The organism is Citrobacter sp. Cpo126, from assembly GCF_030332445.1.
Taxonomy (GTDB): domain Bacteria; phylum Pseudomonadota; class Gammaproteobacteria; order Enterobacterales; family Enterobacteriaceae; genus Citrobacter; species Citrobacter portucalensis.
The window spans coordinates 12,437-28,592 of sequence record NZ_JAOWHT010000034.1 but is presented as its reverse complement, the minus strand read 5'-3'; the positions used below and the strand labels follow the sequence as shown (position 1 = coordinate 28,592).

Sequence of the window (16,156 nt, the reverse complement as noted above, 5' to 3'; positions counted from 1 at the left end):
GCCTCGGCCCTGATTATCGTTTTCCGCTGTGCAGCCAGAAAGGTTCCAGCGCAATCGCCTCATTGCGGAAGTGTTCAATTTCAATATATTGATTGGCCGCAATGGCGTGACGCAAACCCTGCCAGTTGGCGATCCATTCTGATGCGACATTTTCGTCGTAGTATCCCGCCAGCATCAGCATGCTATCAATGTTGCGCGTCAAACGAGGAAGCTGATCGGCGTACTGATCGCCCAGCGGCTGCGCAAAAGCGGTCTTCAGCTCAGCGGCATGGCGTGAAAGATGGGTATCAGAGAAACGCTTAAAGGAGTCGGCAATTTTTCCCTGCGCCTTCGCATCAAGGAACGGCTGCCATCCTTTGGTCACCAGCCATTCGGTCAGCGCCAGCTTGGCCATTGCCGTTTGCGTGCTGTAAACCGCCGATACAGCAGAAACGTCCGACAAAATGATCGCTTCCGACTGGGTCAACAAATCACGTAAGTGAGCGCTCGCTTTTCGCGGTACATTACCGCCAAACAGCATCAGAATGTGACGCACCAGGCCCATAGCCGCCAGCACCTCGGCTTTCGCCCCTTTAACGCCGCGCACCCACAGCTCTTCATGGTACTGCCACTGTGATAATGCCAGCTCCAGCGCCGCTTCCAGCCCCTGCTCAATACTCGCTTTCGCCGGAACTTTCAAAATGCGTGTCGGTTTGAGTTCGCGCGGCGCATTCCCCTGAGCAAGGTGATAACCGCGCGCTGCTTTGCTCAAGCTACCCTGGCGTAAACCGGTTTGCGAAACCAGCTGGTTTGCCAGCTTCAGTACCGCACGGGTATCGCCGCTTAGCAGTTCAAGTTCAAGTTCAAGCTCACAGATAGGTTCTGCAAACTCGCCCGCTTTCACCTCCCCCAGATCGAGGGCCATTTCAATCCGGCTGCCATCAACATCAACCAACCATTTCTCACGGTAAAAATCGGTGCTGAACAACGGCTGCACTTGAGAAGCAAGTTCAGCAGGCAGCTCGCCATCAGGCCAGACTTCCGTTGGGAACAAGGTGAGGTCCAGCTCAGGCGCGTTTAGCGCAACGTTATATTCCGGCCGTTGGTGCAGTCCGCCCGTCACGCGTCCGGCAATTTTCATGGTCATTTCGTAATGACCATTTTCACCGCGAATACGCAGCCCCATATCGTGACCACGCAACCACGCATCCGGTGTTTCGTAGTAGATATTCAGCAACTGGCTGGGCGCATGATGCTCTCCCCCCAGCGTATTCAGATGTTCACGTAGCGCATCTACAGCGTCACTATTGACGATAAATTTTAATTCTATTTCCTGGGCCATGGTCTTGTACTTATGGGTTATGTCACAGTTGAGAAAACTGACTGCGAACTAAGTTCGTTCTTTATGGTCAGTAGATAGTATTTTGCGCCAAATTGCCATGCAACGAGCAATTTGACGGGCGTAAAAGTTTCGAGTGGTGGCAAAAAGGACACAGATGATTCCGATTGATGTCGAATGCTTTGCGTAGAGACACTGATGCCACTACTATCGTTCCACTTTCTATGACAATAACGACAGCCTGATGCCAAAATTACGCCTGATTGGATTAACTTTATTCGCACTTAGCGCCACTGCAGTCTCTCATGCCGAAGAAAAGCGCTATGTCTCTGACGAACTGAACACCTGGGTCCGCAGCGGTCCGGGAGATAATTATCGCCTCGTGGGTACGGTTAACGCCGGCGAGGAAGTCACGCTATTACAGACCGATGCCAACACTAACTACGGCCAGGTGAAAGACAGCACCGGACGTACCGCCTGGATCCCACTGAAAGAGCTGAACAGTACGCCGAGCCTGCGTACCCGCGTTCCCGACCTGGAAAACCAGGTTAAGACCTTGACCGATAAGCTCAATAATATCGATACCACGTGGAATCAGCGCACCGCTGATATGCAGCAAAAGGTAGCGCAAAGCGACAGCGTGATCGACGGGCTGAAACAAGAAAACCAGAAGCTGAAAAACGAGCTTATCGTGGCGCAAAAGAAGGTCAGCGCAGCCAACCTTCAGCTTGATGACAAACAGCGCACCATCATCATGCAGTGGTTTATGTACGGTGGCGGCGTGTTGGGTCTTGGTCTGCTGCTCGGCCTGGTTCTGCCACACATGATCCCAAGCCGTAAACGCAAAGATCGCTGGATGAACTGAATCGCCTTCTCCGCCACACTGACATATGATTAAGGGATCATAGTTTTCAAAAGGAAAGTGGCGTGAAGATTTATCTGGTCGGTGGTGCTGTTCGGGATGCGTTATTAGGGCTACCGATTAAAGATAAAGATTGGGTTGTTGTTGGCGCCACGCCGCAAGAGATGCTCGACGCGGGCTACCAGCAGGTAGGCCGCGGTTTTCCCGTGTTTCTGCATCCGCAAACCCGCGAAGAGTATGCGCTGGCGCGTACCGAACGTAAGTCAGGCTCGGGGTATACCGGGTTCACCTGCTATGCCGCCGCAGATGTCACGCTGGAGGCCGATCTTCAGCGTCGTGACCTGACCATCAACGCAATCGCCCGCGATGACGACGGGGAGATTATCGACCCGTATAACGGACGCGACGATCTGGAAAACCGTCTGCTGCGCCATGTTTCATCTGCCTTTAGCGAAGATCCGCTGCGCGTGCTGCGCGTGGCACGCTTTGCTGCCCGCTATGCGCACCTCGGTTTTCGGATTGCTGACGAAACCATGACGCTAATGCGTGACATGACCGCCGCTGGTGAACTGGAGCATCTGACACCAGAGCGGGTGTGGAAAGAAACCGAAGGCGCATTAACCACCCGTAACCCACAGGTATTTTTCCAGGTCCTGCGCGACTGCGACGCACTGCGCGTCCTGTTTCCGGAAGTGGATGCTTTGTTTGGCGTTCCAGCCCCCGCACAGTGGCATCCGGAAATCGACACCGGCATTCACACGCTGATGACGCTGTCGATGGCAGCCATGTTAAGTCCGGAAGTCGACGTGCGTTTTGCTACGCTGTGCCACGATCTTGGCAAGGCATTGACGCCTAAAGCGCTGTGGCCGCGCCATCATGGCCACGGTCCGGCAGGTGTTAAGCTTGTCGAACAACTGTGCCAGCGCCTGCGCGTGCCGAATGACATCCGTGATTTAGCCAAACTGGTTTCCGAGTTCCACGACCTCATTCATACCTTCCCGATCCTGCAGCCGAAAACCATCGTTAAGCTGTTTGATTCCATCGATGCCTGGCGCAAACCGCAGCGCGTGGAGCAAATCGCCCTCACCAGCGAGGCCGATGTGCGTGGGCGAACCGGTTTTGAAGCGGCAGATTATCCGCAAGGCAGACTGTTGCGCGAAGCCTGGCAGGTTGCGCAGGCGGTGCCAACGAAAGACGTGGTTGAAGCTGGATTCAAAGGTCAGGCAATTCGTGAAGAACTGACCCGGCGTCGCATCGCGGCGGTAGCCAGTTGGAAGGAGCAGCGTTGCCCGAAAGCGTAGACACTGCGTTGCCGAATGCGCTGTGCTTATCCGGCCTACAGGTTCGAAACGGATATAACCCGTAGGCCGGATAAGGCGGAAAGCCGCCATCCGGCACCACGGTAAGACATCAGAAGAACACGACGTAAACGGCAGCCGCCACAATAAAGCGGTAAATCGCAAACGGAATGAACGAGATGCGTTTAATCAGTTGCAGGAAGGTTTTAATCGCCACCAGCGCCACGATAAACGCCGTCACAAATCCGACTGCAAACATCGGGATATCTGATGCGCTGAGGAAAGACCAGCTCTTGTAGAGATCCAGCGCCGTCGCGCCCATCATCATCGGCACAGCCAGCAGGAAGGAGAATTCAGAGGCCGCGTAACGACTCACGCCCATCAGCATGCCGCCAGAAATCGTCGCCCCGGAGCGAGAAAACCCCGGCCACAGCGCCAGACACTGGAAACAGCCAATCATAAACGCCTGGCGATAGGTCATATCATCCAGACCCGGCGCACGCGGTTCTTTCGGCTTCAGGCATTCTGCGGCAATCAGCAGTACACCACCCACCACCAGCGCATACATCACGTTGATCGGGTTAAACAGCGATTTGATGGTGTCGTGGAAGATTAGCCCCAGTACCACGGCTGGAATCATCCCCAACAGGATATGTCCCAGCGTCAACCGACCTTTGCCAGTGCCTTCATGCGGAGCCTTGCCGAAGTGAATGCCGATCAAGCCAAACAGACGTCGCCAGAACATCACCACCACCGCCAGAATAGAGCCCAGCTGAATCACCACTTCAAATGTTTTTGCAGTGTCACCCTCAAAACCCAACAGGTGGCCAACAATAATCATATGGCCAGTACTGGAAACGGGTAAAAATTCCGTCAATCCTTCGACCACACCCAAAATTGCCGCCACCAGCAGCGAGTGCATATCACTCATTAATAAACCCCTAGATAGAGAAACCACGGCAAAAAAGAGCCGACGAAAGGACCCTTTTATACCCGTTTGTTTTAGAAATTATTAAATTAATTATTTTCTTTCAGATTATTGCCACGCTCAATGATAACCCCGACGTTCGCCGCACGGGCTACCGCGCCAGGTTTACTGAGTTTGATCCGTACCCAGGGAGAATTAAAGCGGCTAAGCAGCAGATCCGCCACCTCTTCCGCAACCCGTTCTACCAGCGCAAAGCGCCCACCTTCCACATGATTAACAACCGTTTGAGCAATATCAGCATAGCTCAGGCAATCAGCCACATCATCGCTTTTAGCCGATTTGCGGTTATCCCATGCCATTTCGATATCGAACACCAACCGTTGTTCGATCGTTTGTTCCCAGTCGTAAACACCAATAGTGGTGATTACAGAAAGTTGCTCTATAAATACAATATCCATCACGACCTGCCTGCTTTTTGGCTAACCCGGATACCACTTCCGGCGAAATATGCGTATTATCCACAGAAGTAGCGTTTTACACGACATTTTCAAAACGGAACAGCTTATGAGTGCAATCGCGCCTGGAATGATTATCTTCGCGTACCTCTGTGGCTCAATTTCCAGTGCTATTCTGGTATGCCGCCTTGCTGGATTGCCGGACCCGCGCGACAGCGGCTCTGGGAATCCGGGCGCGACAAACGTGCTGCGCATCGGTGGCAAGGGAGCCGCCGTCGCGGTACTGATTTTCGACGTCCTGAAAGGTATGTTACCCGTCTGGGGTGCCTATGCGCTAGGCGTCAGCCCCTTCTGGCTGGGATTGATCGCAATCGCCGCCTGTCTGGGCCACATTTGGCCGGTATTCTTCGGCTTTAAAGGTGGGAAAGGCGTTGCCACCGCTTTTGGCGCGATTGCGCCGATTGGTTGGGACTTAACCGGCGTGATGGCCGGGACCTGGCTGCTGACCGTCCTGTTGAGCGGCTACTCGTCGTTAGGCGCTATCGTCAGCGCGTTGATCGCCCCTTTTTACGTCTGGTGGTTCAATCCCCAGTTCACTTTCCCCGTGTCCATGCTGTCGTGCTTAATTCTGCTTCGTCACCATGACAACATTCAGCGCCTGTGGCGTCGTCAGGAGCCGAAGATCTGGACCAAGTTGAAGAAAAAACGCGAACGAGACCCCGAGTGAATTTATTGTCGGATAGCGACGCAACGGCGTCTTATCCGGCGTGGGGGATGTGATACCCCTCCACCGGTTTGCCTAATCGGTTCTGACACCACGTCGCCAGAAATTCCACGCACACGCGCAGCTTCACGCTGCGATACAGCGGCTCCTGATAAACCGCCCAGATATTAGCGCTCTGCGCATAGTCCGGCAGCACACGCACCAGTTCACCGCTGGCCAGAAACGGCTGCACATCCCATTCAGAACGCAGCATGATCCCTTTTCCCTGTAGCGCCCACTGCAACACAATCTCACCGCTGTTAGAGGAAAGATGTCCCGCCACCTTGACCGACTTTTTCTCCTGACCATTGTCCAGTTCCCACACCCCGTGAGTCATATCGCGTTCTTTAGTGACCAGACAATCATGACGACTTAATTCCTGTAACGTCATCGGCTCACCGTATTTTTGTAAGTACGGTGGGGCCGCACACAATATTCTTTTGTTTTTCGTTAACAAATGCGCAATATAATAATCCGGTATCTCGTCATTAATACGAATATCCAAATCGATATTATCCTGTGCCAAATCAATTTGCCGATCGTAAAGCTCAAAATGCACCTGTAATTCAGGGTAGCTATGCATCAATTCGGTAATTGCCGGTGCAATATAACTGCGCCCAAAGCCAAAACTACAGCCGATACGAATCATCCCTGCCGGGCGCGTTTTGAGTTGCGTGACGTCATCGACCAGATGCTGATAGCCCGCGAGGATCGCCTGCGCATGTTCATAGCAACGTTGACCACTCTCCGTGAGCGCTACACCACGCGCAGAGCGGCTTAGCAGCGTCGTCCCCAGCGCGGACTCTAGGATCTGAATGCGTTTCGTCACAAACGCCGGCGTTTGCCCCAGCGTCGCGGCGGCGGCGCTGAAGCTACCACTATGCACAATTTCAACCAACACCTGCAGGTCTTTCGCCAGGGGATACGTGTTCAGCATGATCGGTCTATCCGTAATGTTGTTCACCGCAGTGTAATTCTCTCATGCGTCTTAAACCCTGCCTTTGCGCAATTTTTATTGCCTTATCCGGACATCATTCACGAACTGTTAATTAGATATTCACAGTGGCAAATAATATTAATCCACATTTTTAGTGGTAGTTTGTGGCGGAGAATTTATTTCCAGATAAATAAAAGAACTGGAGTTAACAAGATGAGCAATCAAAATAACCAAAATGCGATAAATACGCTGACTAACATTGTCGCTGATTTTACCGCCATGATTTCTACCCGCATGCCCGATGACGTCGTGGATAAATTAAAACAGCTGCGTGAAGGCGAAACCTCGCCGATGGGTAAAATCATCTACCACACCATGTTTGACAACATGCAGAAGGCTATCGACCTGAACCGCCCAGCCTGTCAGGACACCGGCGAGATTATGTTCTTCGTGAAGGTCGGTTCCCGTTTTCCGCTCCTCGGCGAACTGCAAAGCATTCTGAAGCAGGCCGTTGAAGACGCCACGGTAAAAGCGCCTCTGCGCCATAACGCGGTCGAGATTTTTGACGAAGTGAATACCGGCAAAAATACAGGTACCGGTGTGCCGTGGGTCACCTGGGACATCATCCCCGATAACGATGACGCGGAAATCGAAGTCTACATGGCAGGCGGCGGCTGTACGCTGCCGGGACGCTCGAAAGTGTTAATGCCTTCTGAGGGCTACGAAGGCGTGGTGAAATTTGTTTTTGAAAATATCTCCACGCTGGCAGTCAACGCTTGTCCGCCGGTGCTGGTGGGCGTAGGTATTGCCACCTCCGTAGAAACCGCCGCCGTTCTTTCTCGTAAAGCGGTGCTGCGCCCTATCGGCTCACGTCATCCGAATCCGAAAGCGGCCGAACTGGAACTGCGTCTGGAAGAAGGACTTAACCGTCTGGGCATTGGTCCACAAGGATTGACCGGTAATAGCTCGGTGATGGGCGTGCATATCGAATCCGCCGCGCGCCACCCGTCGACTATCGGCGTTGCCGTCTCTACCGGCTGCTGGGCCCACCGTCGCGGCACGCTATTGGTTCATGCTGACCTCTCCTTCGAAAACCTGTCTCACACCCGGAGCGCGTTATGAAAAAGATCCTCACAACCCCGATCAAAGCCGAAGATCTGGCAGACATTCGCGTTGGCGATGTCATTTACCTGACCGGTACGCTGGTGACCTGCCGTGACGTTTGCCACCGCCGCCTGATCGAACTGAAGCGCCCGATTCCTTATGACCTGAACGGCAAAGCCATTTTCCACGCGGGCCCGATCGTACGTAAGAACGGTGATAAATGGGAAATGGTTTCCGTCGGCCCAACCACCAGCATGCGTATGGAAGCGTTTGAGAAAGACTTTATCGAACAGACTGGCGTCAAACTGGTGGTCGGCAAGGGCGGCATGGGACCGCTGACGGAAGAAGGCTGCAAGCAGTTTAAAGCGCTGCACGTCATCTTCCCGGCAGGCTGCGCGGTCGTGGCGGCAACCCAGGTTGAGGAGATCGAAGAGGTGCACTGGACGGAACTCGGCATGCCGGAGTCCCTGTGGGTGTGTCGGGTAAAAGAGTTCGGCCCGCTGATCGTTTCCATCGATACCCACGGCAATAACCTGATCGCTGAAAACAAAAAGCTGTTCGCTGAACGTCGCGACCCTATCGTCGATGAAATCTGCGAGCACGTGCATTACATCAAATAACCCTCCCGGAGAGGCGCTACGCCTCTCCCCTTTCGTAGGGATACAACAATGGCACCTTTAGCTGGTTGGTGGCGATACCTGGCTCCGCTGGTGGTCATCGCCATTATTGCTGTTCTACCCGTCCCCACCGGTCTTGAGAGCCACACTTGGCTCTATTTTGCCGTCTTTACCGGTGTGATTGTCGGGCTTATTCTGGAACCTGTACCGGGCGCGGTAGTGGCGATGATTGGCATTTCGATCATCGCCGTCCTTTCACCGTGGCTGCTGTTCAGCCCGGAGCAACTCGCGCAGGACGGTTTTAAATTTACCGCCAAATCGCTGTCGTGGGCGGTATCTGGCTTTTCAAACTCGGTCATCTGGCTGATCTTCGCGGCCTTTATGTTTGGTACTGGCTATGAGAAAACCGGACTCGGTCGGCGAATCGCGCTGATGCTGGTGAAAAAGATGGGGCATAGGACGCTGTTTCTCGGCTATGCGGTGATGTTCTCCGAACTTATCCTCGCTCCCGTCACACCTTCCAACTCCGCGCGTGGGGCCGGAATAATCTACCCGATTATCCGCAACCTGCCGCCGCTGTATAACTCACAGCCCAATAGCGCCAGTTCACGCTCCATTGGCTCATACATCATGTGGATGGGCATTGTCGCCGACTGCGTCACCAGCGCTATTTTCTTAACGGCGATGGCGCCGAACCTGCTGTTGATCGGTCTGATGAAAGGCGCGTCCCACACCGCGCTGAGCTGGGGTGACTGGTTCTTAGGCATGCTGCCGCTGAGCATTTTACTGGTGCTGATCGTGCCGTGGCTGGCGTACGTGTTGTATCCACCGGTGCTGAAATCCGGTGATCAGGTTCCACGCTGGGCGGATACCGAACTAAAAGCGATGGGACCGCTCTGCGCTCGCGAGAAAAAGATGCTGGTGCTGATGGTCGGCGCGCTGGTGCTGTGGATCTTCGGCGGCGATTATATTGACGCTGCGATGGTCGGATACAGCGTGGTGGCGTTGATGCTGGTGCTGCGCATCATTAGCTGGGATGACATCGTCAGCAATAAAGCCGCATGGAACGTCTTTTTCTGGCTGGCCTCGCTGATCACGCTGGCCACCGGGCTCAATAACACCGGTTTTATTACCTGGTTCGGCAAGCTGCTGGCAAATGGGCTGAGCGGTTATTCGCCGATGATGGTGATGGTGGCGCTTATCGTGGTGTTCTATCTGCTGCGCTACTTCTTTGCCAGCGCCACGGCGTATACCTCCGCCCTCGCACCGATGATGATTGCCGCCGCGCTGGCAATGCCGGAAATCCCGCTACCGGTCTTCTGCCTGATGGTCGGCGCCGCCATTGGTCTGGGCAGCATTCTGACCCCGTACGCCACCGGCCCTAGCCCTATCTACTACGGCAGCGGCTATTTACCAACGGTGGATTACTGGCGACTCGGTGCTATTTTTGGCCTGATTTTCCTCGTGCTACTGGTGATTACCGGTCTGGTCTGGATGCCCCTCGTTTTACTGTAAAACCCTGGTGGGGCGGCGTATTGTCGCCCCTTTATCCATAAGCTTCTCATATGATCGATTTCCCGATGCGCTGAGGCATACTTTTTTGTATGCAAACACCCTCATGCTGATAGGGGAAACGCTCTGGACACGGTTGCGCACGAGACACTCACACGGGGCTGGCAGGCCGAACTGGATCTGCATTTCACCTGCACCGGGCACAAAACGGTGCTCGCCTCGGCGCGTCATCATGGTCCATTGACGGTTCAACGCCCGTTTTACCCGGAAGAGGACGTTTGCCATCTCTATTTGCTTCATCCACCGGCGGGGATCGTCGGCGGGGATGAGCTCCATATCGCCGTAACGCTCGACGAAAACAGCCACGCGTTAATCACCCAGCCTGGCGCGGGAAAGTTTTACCGCAGCCGTGGACCGCAGGCATTGCTGCGCCAGCATTTTACCCTCGCACCCCACGCGACGCTGGAGTGGCTGCCGCAGGATACGATCCTCTTTCCCGGCGCCAACGCCGCTATTCAGACCGTCTTTCATCTGACATCCGCAAGCCGCCTGCTGGCCTGGGATCTGCTGTGTCTTGGCCGACCGGTTATGCAGGAGACCTTCAGTTACGGCACGCTGCAAAACCGCCTGGAAGTATGGCGAGATGGGCAGCCACTGCTGATAGAACGCTTGCAGTTGCAGGAGGGGAATCTGAGCGGCGTCGCACATCATCCCTGGGTCGGCACGTTGCTGTGTTATCCGGCCAGCGAACATATGCTCGAGGGCACGCGGGAGCGGCTTACGGCGCTTGGCGATTACGCCGGGGCAACGCTTAACGATTCGTTGCTGACAATCCGTTTTCTTGCTAACGACAACCTGGTTGTCCAGCGCGTTATGCGCGACATCTGGCAATTTCTGCGCCCGCTGCTGACACATAAAGCGCCCGTACTCCCGCGAATCTGGCAAACCTAAGAGAACCCTAATGGAACTGACTCCCAGAGAAAAAGACAAGCTGCTGCTGTTTACCGCCGCGCTGGTGGCGGAACGTCGCCTGGCCCGCGGGCTGAAGCTGAACTACCCGGAATCGGTGGCGCTAATTAGCGCTTTCATCATGGAAGGGGCGCGGGACGGGCAAACCGTGGCCGCGCTGATGGAAGACGGGCGTCACGTCCTGCGCCGCGATCAGGTGATGGAAGGCGTACCGGAGATGATCCCGGATATTCAGGTTGAAGCCACATTTCCGGACGGATCGAAGCTGGTCACTGTCCACAATCCGATCGTCTAAGGAGCAGCAATGATCCCAGGTGAATATCAGATCGCAAAAGGCAATATTGCGCTTAATCAAGGGCGGGAGATCTGCACGATCGTGGTGGAAAATCATGGCGACAGACCCATCCAGGTGGGATCGCACTATCACTTTTACGAAGTGAACCCGGCGCTGCGCTTTGACAGGCTGGCTGCACGCGGTTTTCGTCTGAACATTGCTGCGGGCACAGCGGTGCGTTTTGAGCCGGGACAAAAACGCGAAGTCGAACTGGTGCGCGTTGCTGGTGCACAAAGGATCGTGGGTTATCGCAGCGAAGTGATGGGCGCACTGGAGGCAGATAATGAGTGACATTTCCCGGCAGGCGTACGCCGACATGTTTGGCCCAACCACAGGCGATAAAGTGCGCCTGGCGGATACCGACCTGTGGATCGAGGTGGAACAAGACTTCACCACCTACGGCGAAGAGGTCAAATTCGGCGGCGGAAAAGTGATCCGCGACGGCATGGGCCAGGGACAAATGCGCGCCGATGCATGCGTGGATCTGGTGATCACCAACGCGCTGATCGTCGATCACTGGGGGATCGTGAAAGCGGATATCGGCATCAAAAACGGCAGGATCTTCGCTATCGGCAAAGCAGGTAATCCCGATATTCAACCCAACGTCACGATCCCGATAGGCGTGGGAACTGAAGTCATTGCCGGGGAAGGCAAGATCGTCACCGCGGGGGGCGTGGATACGCATATTCACTGGATCTGCCCACAGCAGGCGCAGGAGGCGCTGGTTTCTGGCGTGACGACGATGATCGGCGGCGGCACCGGTCCGGCCGCAGGAACCAACGCCACCACCTGCACACCGGGCCCCTGGTACATCGCGCGCATGCTGCAGGCGGCAGATGCGTTGCCGGTTAACATTGGTTTGCTGGGCAAAGGCAATGGCTCAAACCCAGACGCCCTGCGCGAGCAAATCAGCGCGGGTGCAATTGGCCTGAAAATCCATGAAGACTGGGGCGCCACGCCTGCCGCTATCGACTGCGCGCTGACTGTGGCCGACGAAATGGACATCCAGGTCGCGCTGCACAGCGATACGCTCAATGAGTCCGGTTTCGTTGAAGATACGCTGGCGGCAATTGGCGATCGCACCATTCATACCTTTCACACCGAAGGCGCGGGCGGCGGCCATGCACCGGATATCATCACCGCCTGCGCGCATCCGAATATTCTGCCCTCCTCCACTAACCCGACGCTGCCCTATACCGTCAACACCATCGACGAGCATCTCGACATGCTGATGGTTTGCCACCACCTCGATCCGGATATCGCCGAAGACGTGGCCTTTGCCGAATCCCGCATTCGCCGGGAAACAATCGCTGCCGAAGATGTGCTGCATGACATTGGCGCGTTTTCCCTGACCTCATCCGATTCACAGGCGATGGGGCGCGTTGGCGAAGTGATCCTGCGTACCTGGCAGGTGGCGCACCGCATGAAGGTTCAGCGTGGCCCGTTGGCAGAAGAAACCGGTGACAACGACAACCTGCGCGTTAAACGCTACGTCGCCAAATACACCATCAACCCGGCATTAACCCACGGTATAGCCCATGAAGTCGGTTCCGTTGAGCCAGGCAAACTGGCCGATCTGGTGCTGTGGTCGCCCGCCTTTTTTGGCGTAAAACCGGCGACGATCGTCAAGGGCGGGATGATCGCCTGCGCGCCAATGGGCGATATCAACGCCTCGATCCCCACCCCGCAGCCGGTGCATTACCGCATGATGTTCGGCGCGCTTGGCGCGGCGCGGCACCACACCCGGCTGACCTTTATTTCGCAGGCCGCTGACGCGCAAAACATCCCGCAGCAGCTCAATCTGCAAAGCGCTATCGCCGTCGTCAAAGGCTGTCGGACAGTGAAAAAGGTCGACATGATCCACAACGGCCTGCAACCCAATATCACCGTCGATGCTCAGACTTACGAGGTGCGTATTGATGGCGAACTTATCACCAGCGAACCGGCAGATGTTTTGCCGATGGCGCAACGCTATTTTCTGTTTTGAGGAGTGACGATGATCTATCTGACCCAACGCCTTGACCACGCTCACCGCGTTACTGCAAGCGTCACGCTGCCCATTGATATCCGGGTAAAAAGTCGCGCCAGGGTAGCACTGAACGACGGTCGCGAAGCCGGGCTAATGCTACCGCGTGGTTTGCTGCTGCGCGGTGGCGATCTGCTAAGTACCGACGATGGCAGCGAAGTGATCGAAGTGATCGCCGCACCGGAGTCGGTTTCCGTGGTGCGCTGCGCCGATCCTTTCCTGCTCGCCAAAGCCTGTTATCACCTCGGTAATCGCCACGTTCCGCTGCAAATCCTGCCGGACGAACTGCGCTACCATCACGATCATGTGCTGGACGACATGCTGCGCCAGTTCAACCTTGAGGTGACGTTCGCCCAGTTGCCGTTTGAACCTGAAGCAGGCGCTTATGCCAGTGAATCACACGGGCATCACCACGGCCATGCGCACTGATGCATAACAGCCAACAGCTACGTCTGATGCAGCTCGCCAGCAGCGCGCTCCCGGTAGGGTCATTTACCTGGTCCCAGGGTCTGGAGTGGGCGGTGGAAATCGGCTGGGTGAAAAGCGTCGATGACTTCTCTGCCTGGCAAATCCAGCAGATGGAGCAGAACTTTTTTACCGTTGACCTACCGCTGCTGGCGAGACTGTATCGCGCCTGCGAGCAGGACGATCTCGACGCAGCACGCCGCTGGAGCGCTTACCTGCTGGCCTGTCGCGAAACCCGCGAACTGCGGGATGAAGAACGCAGTCGGGGTGCGGCGTTTACGCGGCTGGTCACCGACTGGGAGGCGGATTGCTCGCGAGAATGGCGCACCCTCTTTGTCGACAGCCAACTCTGCGGCATGGCCTGGCTGGGCGTACGCTGGAAAATTCCGCTGACGGAGCTGGCGTTAAGCCTCGGCTACAGCTGGATTGAGAGCGCTGTCATGGCTGGCGTCAAGCTGGTTCCTTTTGGACAACAGGCGGCCCAGCGTTTGATTATTGCGCTCTGCGATCGCTATGCGCAGGGTTTGGCACAGGCGCTGACGTGTCCTGACACCAGCCTCGGCTCCGCAACGCCGTTGGCCGCTATCGCGTCTGCCCGGCATGAAACCCAATATTCCCGATTATTCCGCTCCTGAGGAGAAAAAATGAGTAACTACAAACATCCCTTGCGTGTGGGCGTTGGTGGCCCGGTTGGCTCGGGCAAAACGGCGCTGCTGGAAGCGTTATGCAAAGCCATGCGCAGCAGCTATCAATTGGCGGTAGTGACCAATGATATCTACACCAAAGAAGATCAGCGCATTCTCACCGAGGCGGGCGCACTGGAGCCAGAGAGGATCGTTGGTGTGGAAACCGGTGGCTGCCCGCATACCGCCATCCGCGAAGATGCGTCGATGAATCTGGCCGCCGTAGAAGCGCTGAGCGAGAAATTCGGCAATCTGGATCTGATTTTTGTGGAAAGCGGCGGCGATAACCTGAGCGCCACCTTTAGCCCGGAACTCGCGGATCTGACGATCTATGTGATCGATGTTGCCGAAGGCGAGAAGATCCCGCGTAAAGGCGGTCCGGGGATCACCAAATCCGATTTTCTGGTGATCAATAAAACCGATCTTGCCCCTTACGTCGGCGCATCGCTGGAGGTGATGGAGCGCGATACCTTGCGCATGCGCGGCGAGCGTCCATGGACGTTTAGTAATTTAAAATCTGGAGAAGGCCTGGACAAAATTATCGCGTTTCTGGAAGAGAAAGGAATGTTGCGGATGTAGTGAGAGCTATCGCCGGGCGGCGGATTCGCCTGACCCGGCCTACGGTTTTGTAAGCCCGGTAAACGCAGCGCCACCGGGCAAAAAAAACTTATGCTGCCGGTAATTCCGCCAGCGGCCAGCGTGGGCGCACGGTCACGCCAAGATCCGCCGTTGCACCCGCTTTAAAGCGCACCATGCCCGCGTAGGCGATCATCGCCCCGTTATCGGTACAAAATTCCGGACGCGCGTAAAACACTTCGCCACGACGTTTTTGCATCATCTCAGCCAGCTTTGCGCGCAGCGTACGGTTCGCACTCACGCCTCCCGCCATCACCAGACGTTTAAAACCGGTTTGATCCAGCGCGCGTTTGCACTTGATCATCAGCGTATCAACCACCGCATCTTCAAACGCTCGGGCGATATCAGCGCGGGTCTGATCGTCATTTTCGTTATTACGAATGGTATTCGCAGCGAAGGTTTTCAAACCTGAGAAGCTGAAATCCAGCCCCGGACGGTCAGTCATCGGACGCGGGAAGACAAAACGTTTTTCAACGCCTTGTGATGCCAGCTTTGACAGCATTGGGCCACCAGGATAATCCAATCCCAGCAGCTTGGCGGTTTTGTCGAACGCTTCACCGGCAGCATCATCAATCGATTCGCCCAGCAATTCATACTGACCGATACCGGTGACGCTGATCAGCTGCGTGTGGCCGCCGGAAACCAGCAGCGCGACGAACGGGAATGCAGGGGGATTATCTTCCAGCATTGGCGCCAGCAGATGCCCTTCCATGTGGTGCACAGGAATTGCCGGTACGCCCCAGGCGAACGCCAGCGAACGTCCTACGGTTGCGCCAACCAGCAGCGCACCAACCAGACCAGGACCTGCGGTATACGCCACCGCATCGATCTCTTTTGCCGTCAGTCCCGCTTCTTTCAGCGCGGCCTGGATCAACGGTACGGTTTTACGTACGTGATCGCGCGAGGCCAGTTCAGGCACTACGCCGCCGTAGTCAGCATGTAATTTCACCTGACTATACAATTGGTTGGCTAAAAGACCTTTTTCATCGTCGTAAATGGCGATGCCGGTTTCATCGCAGGATGTTTCAATACCCAGTACACGCATGACTTGTTTTACCTCGCTCTATTACCGCGCAGTGTAGGACCAATGCGGGTTGATGTAAAACTTTGTTCGCCCCAGGAGTTTCGCTCGTGTATACTCCTTGTCCTTATAAAAGTCCCTTTCAAAATCGCGTCGGTGCTTTACAAAGCAGCAGCAATTGCAGTAAAATTCCGCACCATTTTGAAATAAGCTGGCGTTGATGCCAGC

General features: G+C 55.4%; 18 protein-coding genes. 13 read left to right on the top strand and 5 right to left on the bottom strand.

Going from position 1 to position 16,156, the window contains the following annotated elements:
• Nucleotides 1–13: 13 nt before the first annotated feature.
• Nucleotides 14–1,321 (bottom strand): CYTH domain-containing protein, encoded by a 1,308-nt coding sequence (locus OGY17_RS13765; protein ID WP_286607587.1) that lies wholly within the window; start codon nucleotides 1,319–1,321, stop codon nucleotides 14–16.
• A gap of 241 nt (nucleotides 1,322–1,562) precedes the next feature.
• On the opposite strand from OGY17_RS13765, the gene OGY17_RS13760 reads away from it, so the two are divergent.
• Both OGY17_RS13760 and OGY17_RS13755 read left to right on the top strand, forming a co-directional pair.
• Nucleotides 1,563–2,183, top strand: a complete 621-nt coding sequence (locus OGY17_RS13760) for a TIGR04211 family SH3 domain-containing protein (protein ID WP_048236784.1) — start codon at nucleotides 1,563–1,565, stop codon at nucleotides 2,181–2,183.
• Nucleotides 2,184–2,245: 62 nt separating this feature from the next.
• The gene (locus OGY17_RS13755) at nucleotides 2,246–3,481 is read left to right on the top strand and encodes a multifunctional CCA addition/repair protein (protein WP_286607585.1); all 1,236 of its coding nucleotides are present in this window, start codon (nucleotides 2,246–2,248) and stop codon (nucleotides 3,479–3,481) included.
• A gap of 109 nt (nucleotides 3,482–3,590) precedes the next feature.
• Here the strand turns inward: OGY17_RS13755 and bacA are convergent, their stop codons facing one another.
• Together bacA and folB are read right to left on the bottom strand one after the other, a co-directional pair.
• On the bottom strand, nucleotides 3,591–4,409 hold the full coding sequence (gene bacA / locus OGY17_RS13750; RefSeq protein ID WP_003828439.1) for an undecaprenyl-diphosphate phosphatase: 819 nt from the start codon (nucleotides 4,407–4,409) through the stop codon (nucleotides 3,591–3,593).
• A gap of 86 nt (nucleotides 4,410–4,495) precedes the next feature.
• Entirely contained in the window at nucleotides 4,496–4,864 is a 369-nt protein-coding gene (gene folB / locus OGY17_RS13745) for a bifunctional dihydroneopterin aldolase/7,8-dihydroneopterin epimerase (RefSeq protein WP_003024659.1), read from the bottom strand.
• 106 nt (nucleotides 4,865–4,970) lie between these two features.
• On the opposite strand from folB, the gene plsY reads away from it, so the two are divergent.
• Nucleotides 4,971–5,588, top strand: a complete 618-nt coding sequence (plsY, locus tag OGY17_RS13740) for a glycerol-3-phosphate 1-O-acyltransferase PlsY (protein WP_003828443.1) — start codon at nucleotides 4,971–4,973, stop codon at nucleotides 5,586–5,588.
• Nucleotides 5,589–5,619: 31 nt separating this feature from the next.
• On the opposite strand, the gene ttdR is transcribed toward plsY, so the two are convergent.
• A complete protein-coding gene (gene ttdR, locus OGY17_RS13735) occupies nucleotides 5,620–6,561 on the bottom strand; it encodes an L-tartrate utilization transcriptional activator TtdR (protein ID WP_048236787.1) in 942 nt (313 codons plus the stop codon).
• 213 nt (nucleotides 6,562–6,774) lie between these two features.
• Here ttdR and ttdA point away from each other — a divergent pair, with 213 nt between their 5' ends.
• The 10 genes from ttdA to ureG all read left to right on the top strand — a co-directional run bounded on the left by ttdA (nucleotide 6,775) and on the right by ureG (nucleotide 14,850).
• Nucleotides 6,775–7,683, top strand: a complete 909-nt coding sequence (ttdA, locus tag OGY17_RS13730; protein WP_003828445.1) for a L(+)-tartrate dehydratase subunit alpha — start codon at nucleotides 6,775–6,777, stop codon at nucleotides 7,681–7,683.
• Nucleotides 7,680–8,285 (top strand): L(+)-tartrate dehydratase subunit beta, encoded by a 606-nt coding sequence (gene ttdB / locus OGY17_RS13725; protein WP_057067200.1) that lies wholly within the window; start codon nucleotides 7,680–7,682, stop codon nucleotides 8,283–8,285. The genes ttdA and ttdB overlap by 4 nt, the downstream gene beginning before the upstream one ends.
• 48 nt (nucleotides 8,286–8,333) lie before the next feature.
• Nucleotides 8,334–9,797 (top strand): anion permease, encoded by a 1,464-nt coding sequence (locus OGY17_RS13720; RefSeq protein ID WP_048225566.1) that lies wholly within the window; start codon nucleotides 8,334–8,336, stop codon nucleotides 9,795–9,797.
• A 123-nt stretch (nucleotides 9,798–9,920) separates the two neighbouring features.
• Nucleotides 9,921–10,745 (top strand): urease accessory protein UreD, encoded by an 825-nt coding sequence (locus OGY17_RS13715; protein WP_206196572.1) that lies wholly within the window; start codon nucleotides 9,921–9,923, stop codon nucleotides 10,743–10,745.
• 10 nt (nucleotides 10,746–10,755) lie between these two features.
• Nucleotides 10,756–11,058 carry an urease subunit gamma gene (locus tag OGY17_RS13710; protein ID WP_003024678.1) on the top strand — a complete coding sequence of 101 codons (303 nt, stop codon included), beginning with the start codon at nucleotides 10,756–10,758 and terminating at the stop codon, nucleotides 11,056–11,058.
• A gap of 9 nt (nucleotides 11,059–11,067) precedes the next feature.
• A complete protein-coding gene (locus tag OGY17_RS13705) occupies nucleotides 11,068–11,388 on the top strand; it encodes an urease subunit beta (RefSeq protein ID WP_286607580.1) in 321 nt (106 codons plus the stop codon).
• A complete protein-coding gene (gene ureC / locus OGY17_RS13700; RefSeq protein WP_079935214.1) occupies nucleotides 11,381–13,084 on the top strand; it encodes an urease subunit alpha in 1,704 nt (567 codons plus the stop codon). Before OGY17_RS13705 ends, ureC begins: the two co-directional genes overlap by 8 nt.
• Before the next feature lie 9 nt (nucleotides 13,085–13,093).
• Nucleotides 13,094–13,552 (top strand): urease accessory protein UreE, encoded by a 459-nt coding sequence (ureE, locus tag OGY17_RS13695; protein WP_048215518.1) that lies wholly within the window; start codon nucleotides 13,094–13,096, stop codon nucleotides 13,550–13,552.
• Nucleotides 13,552–14,223, top strand: coding sequence for an urease accessory protein UreF (locus OGY17_RS13690; protein ID WP_234096780.1), 672 nt, complete (start codon nucleotides 13,552–13,554; stop codon nucleotides 14,221–14,223). The genes ureE and OGY17_RS13690 overlap by 1 nt, the downstream gene beginning before the upstream one ends.
• Nucleotides 14,224–14,232: 9 nt before the next feature.
• Nucleotides 14,233–14,850 carry an urease accessory protein UreG gene (gene ureG, locus OGY17_RS13685; RefSeq protein WP_270422378.1) on the top strand — a complete coding sequence of 206 codons (618 nt, stop codon included), beginning with the start codon at nucleotides 14,233–14,235 and terminating at the stop codon, nucleotides 14,848–14,850.
• Between the two features lie 88 nt (nucleotides 14,851–14,938).
• Here the strand turns inward: ureG and tsaD are convergent, their stop codons facing one another.
• Nucleotides 14,939–15,952 carry a tRNA (adenosine(37)-N6)-threonylcarbamoyltransferase complex transferase subunit TsaD gene (tsaD, locus tag OGY17_RS13680; RefSeq protein WP_003024694.1) on the bottom strand — a complete coding sequence of 338 codons (1,014 nt, stop codon included), beginning with the start codon at nucleotides 15,950–15,952 and terminating at the stop codon, nucleotides 14,939–14,941.
• Nucleotides 15,953–16,156: the final 204 nt, after the last annotated feature.

Excerpts from the sequence above, each read along its gene's own strand:
- OGY17_RS13765 (WP_286607587.1), bottom strand. The coding sequence starts at position 1,321 with ATGGCCCAGGAAATAGAATTAAAATTTATCGTCAATAGTGACGCTGTA.
- OGY17_RS13760 (WP_048236784.1), top strand. The coding sequence starts at position 1,563 with ATGCCAAAATTACGCCTGATTGGATTAACTTTATTCGCACTTAGCGCC.
- bacA (WP_003828439.1), bottom strand. The coding sequence starts at position 4,409 with ATGAGTGATATGCACTCGCTGCTGGTGGCGGCAATTTTGGGTGTGGTC.
- folB (WP_003024659.1), bottom strand. The coding sequence starts at position 4,864 with ATGGATATTGTATTTATAGAGCAACTTTCTGTAATCACCACTATTGGT.
- plsY (WP_003828443.1), top strand. The coding sequence starts at position 4,971 with ATGAGTGCAATCGCGCCTGGAATGATTATCTTCGCGTACCTCTGTGGC.
- ttdR (WP_048236787.1), bottom strand. The coding sequence starts at position 6,561 with ATGCTGAACACGTATCCCCTGGCGAAAGACCTGCAGGTGTTGGTTGAA.
- ttdA (WP_003828445.1), top strand. The coding sequence starts at position 6,775 with ATGAGCAATCAAAATAACCAAAATGCGATAAATACGCTGACTAACATT.
- ttdB (WP_057067200.1), top strand. The coding sequence starts at position 7,680 with ATGAAAAAGATCCTCACAACCCCGATCAAAGCCGAAGATCTGGCAGAC.
- OGY17_RS13720 (WP_048225566.1), top strand. The coding sequence starts at position 8,334 with ATGGCACCTTTAGCTGGTTGGTGGCGATACCTGGCTCCGCTGGTGGTC.
- OGY17_RS13710 (WP_003024678.1), top strand. The coding sequence starts at position 10,756 with ATGGAACTGACTCCCAGAGAAAAAGACAAGCTGCTGCTGTTTACCGCC.
- OGY17_RS13705 (WP_286607580.1), top strand. The coding sequence starts at position 11,068 with ATGATCCCAGGTGAATATCAGATCGCAAAAGGCAATATTGCGCTTAAT.
- ureC (WP_079935214.1), top strand. The coding sequence starts at position 11,381 with ATGAGTGACATTTCCCGGCAGGCGTACGCCGACATGTTTGGCCCAACC.
- ureE (WP_048215518.1), top strand. The coding sequence starts at position 13,094 with ATGATCTATCTGACCCAACGCCTTGACCACGCTCACCGCGTTACTGCA.
- OGY17_RS13690 (WP_234096780.1), top strand. The coding sequence starts at position 13,552 with ATGCATAACAGCCAACAGCTACGTCTGATGCAGCTCGCCAGCAGCGCG.
- ureG (WP_270422378.1), top strand. The coding sequence starts at position 14,233 with ATGAGTAACTACAAACATCCCTTGCGTGTGGGCGTTGGTGGCCCGGTT.
- tsaD (WP_003024694.1), bottom strand. The coding sequence starts at position 15,952 with ATGCGTGTACTGGGTATTGAAACATCCTGCGATGAAACCGGCATCGCC.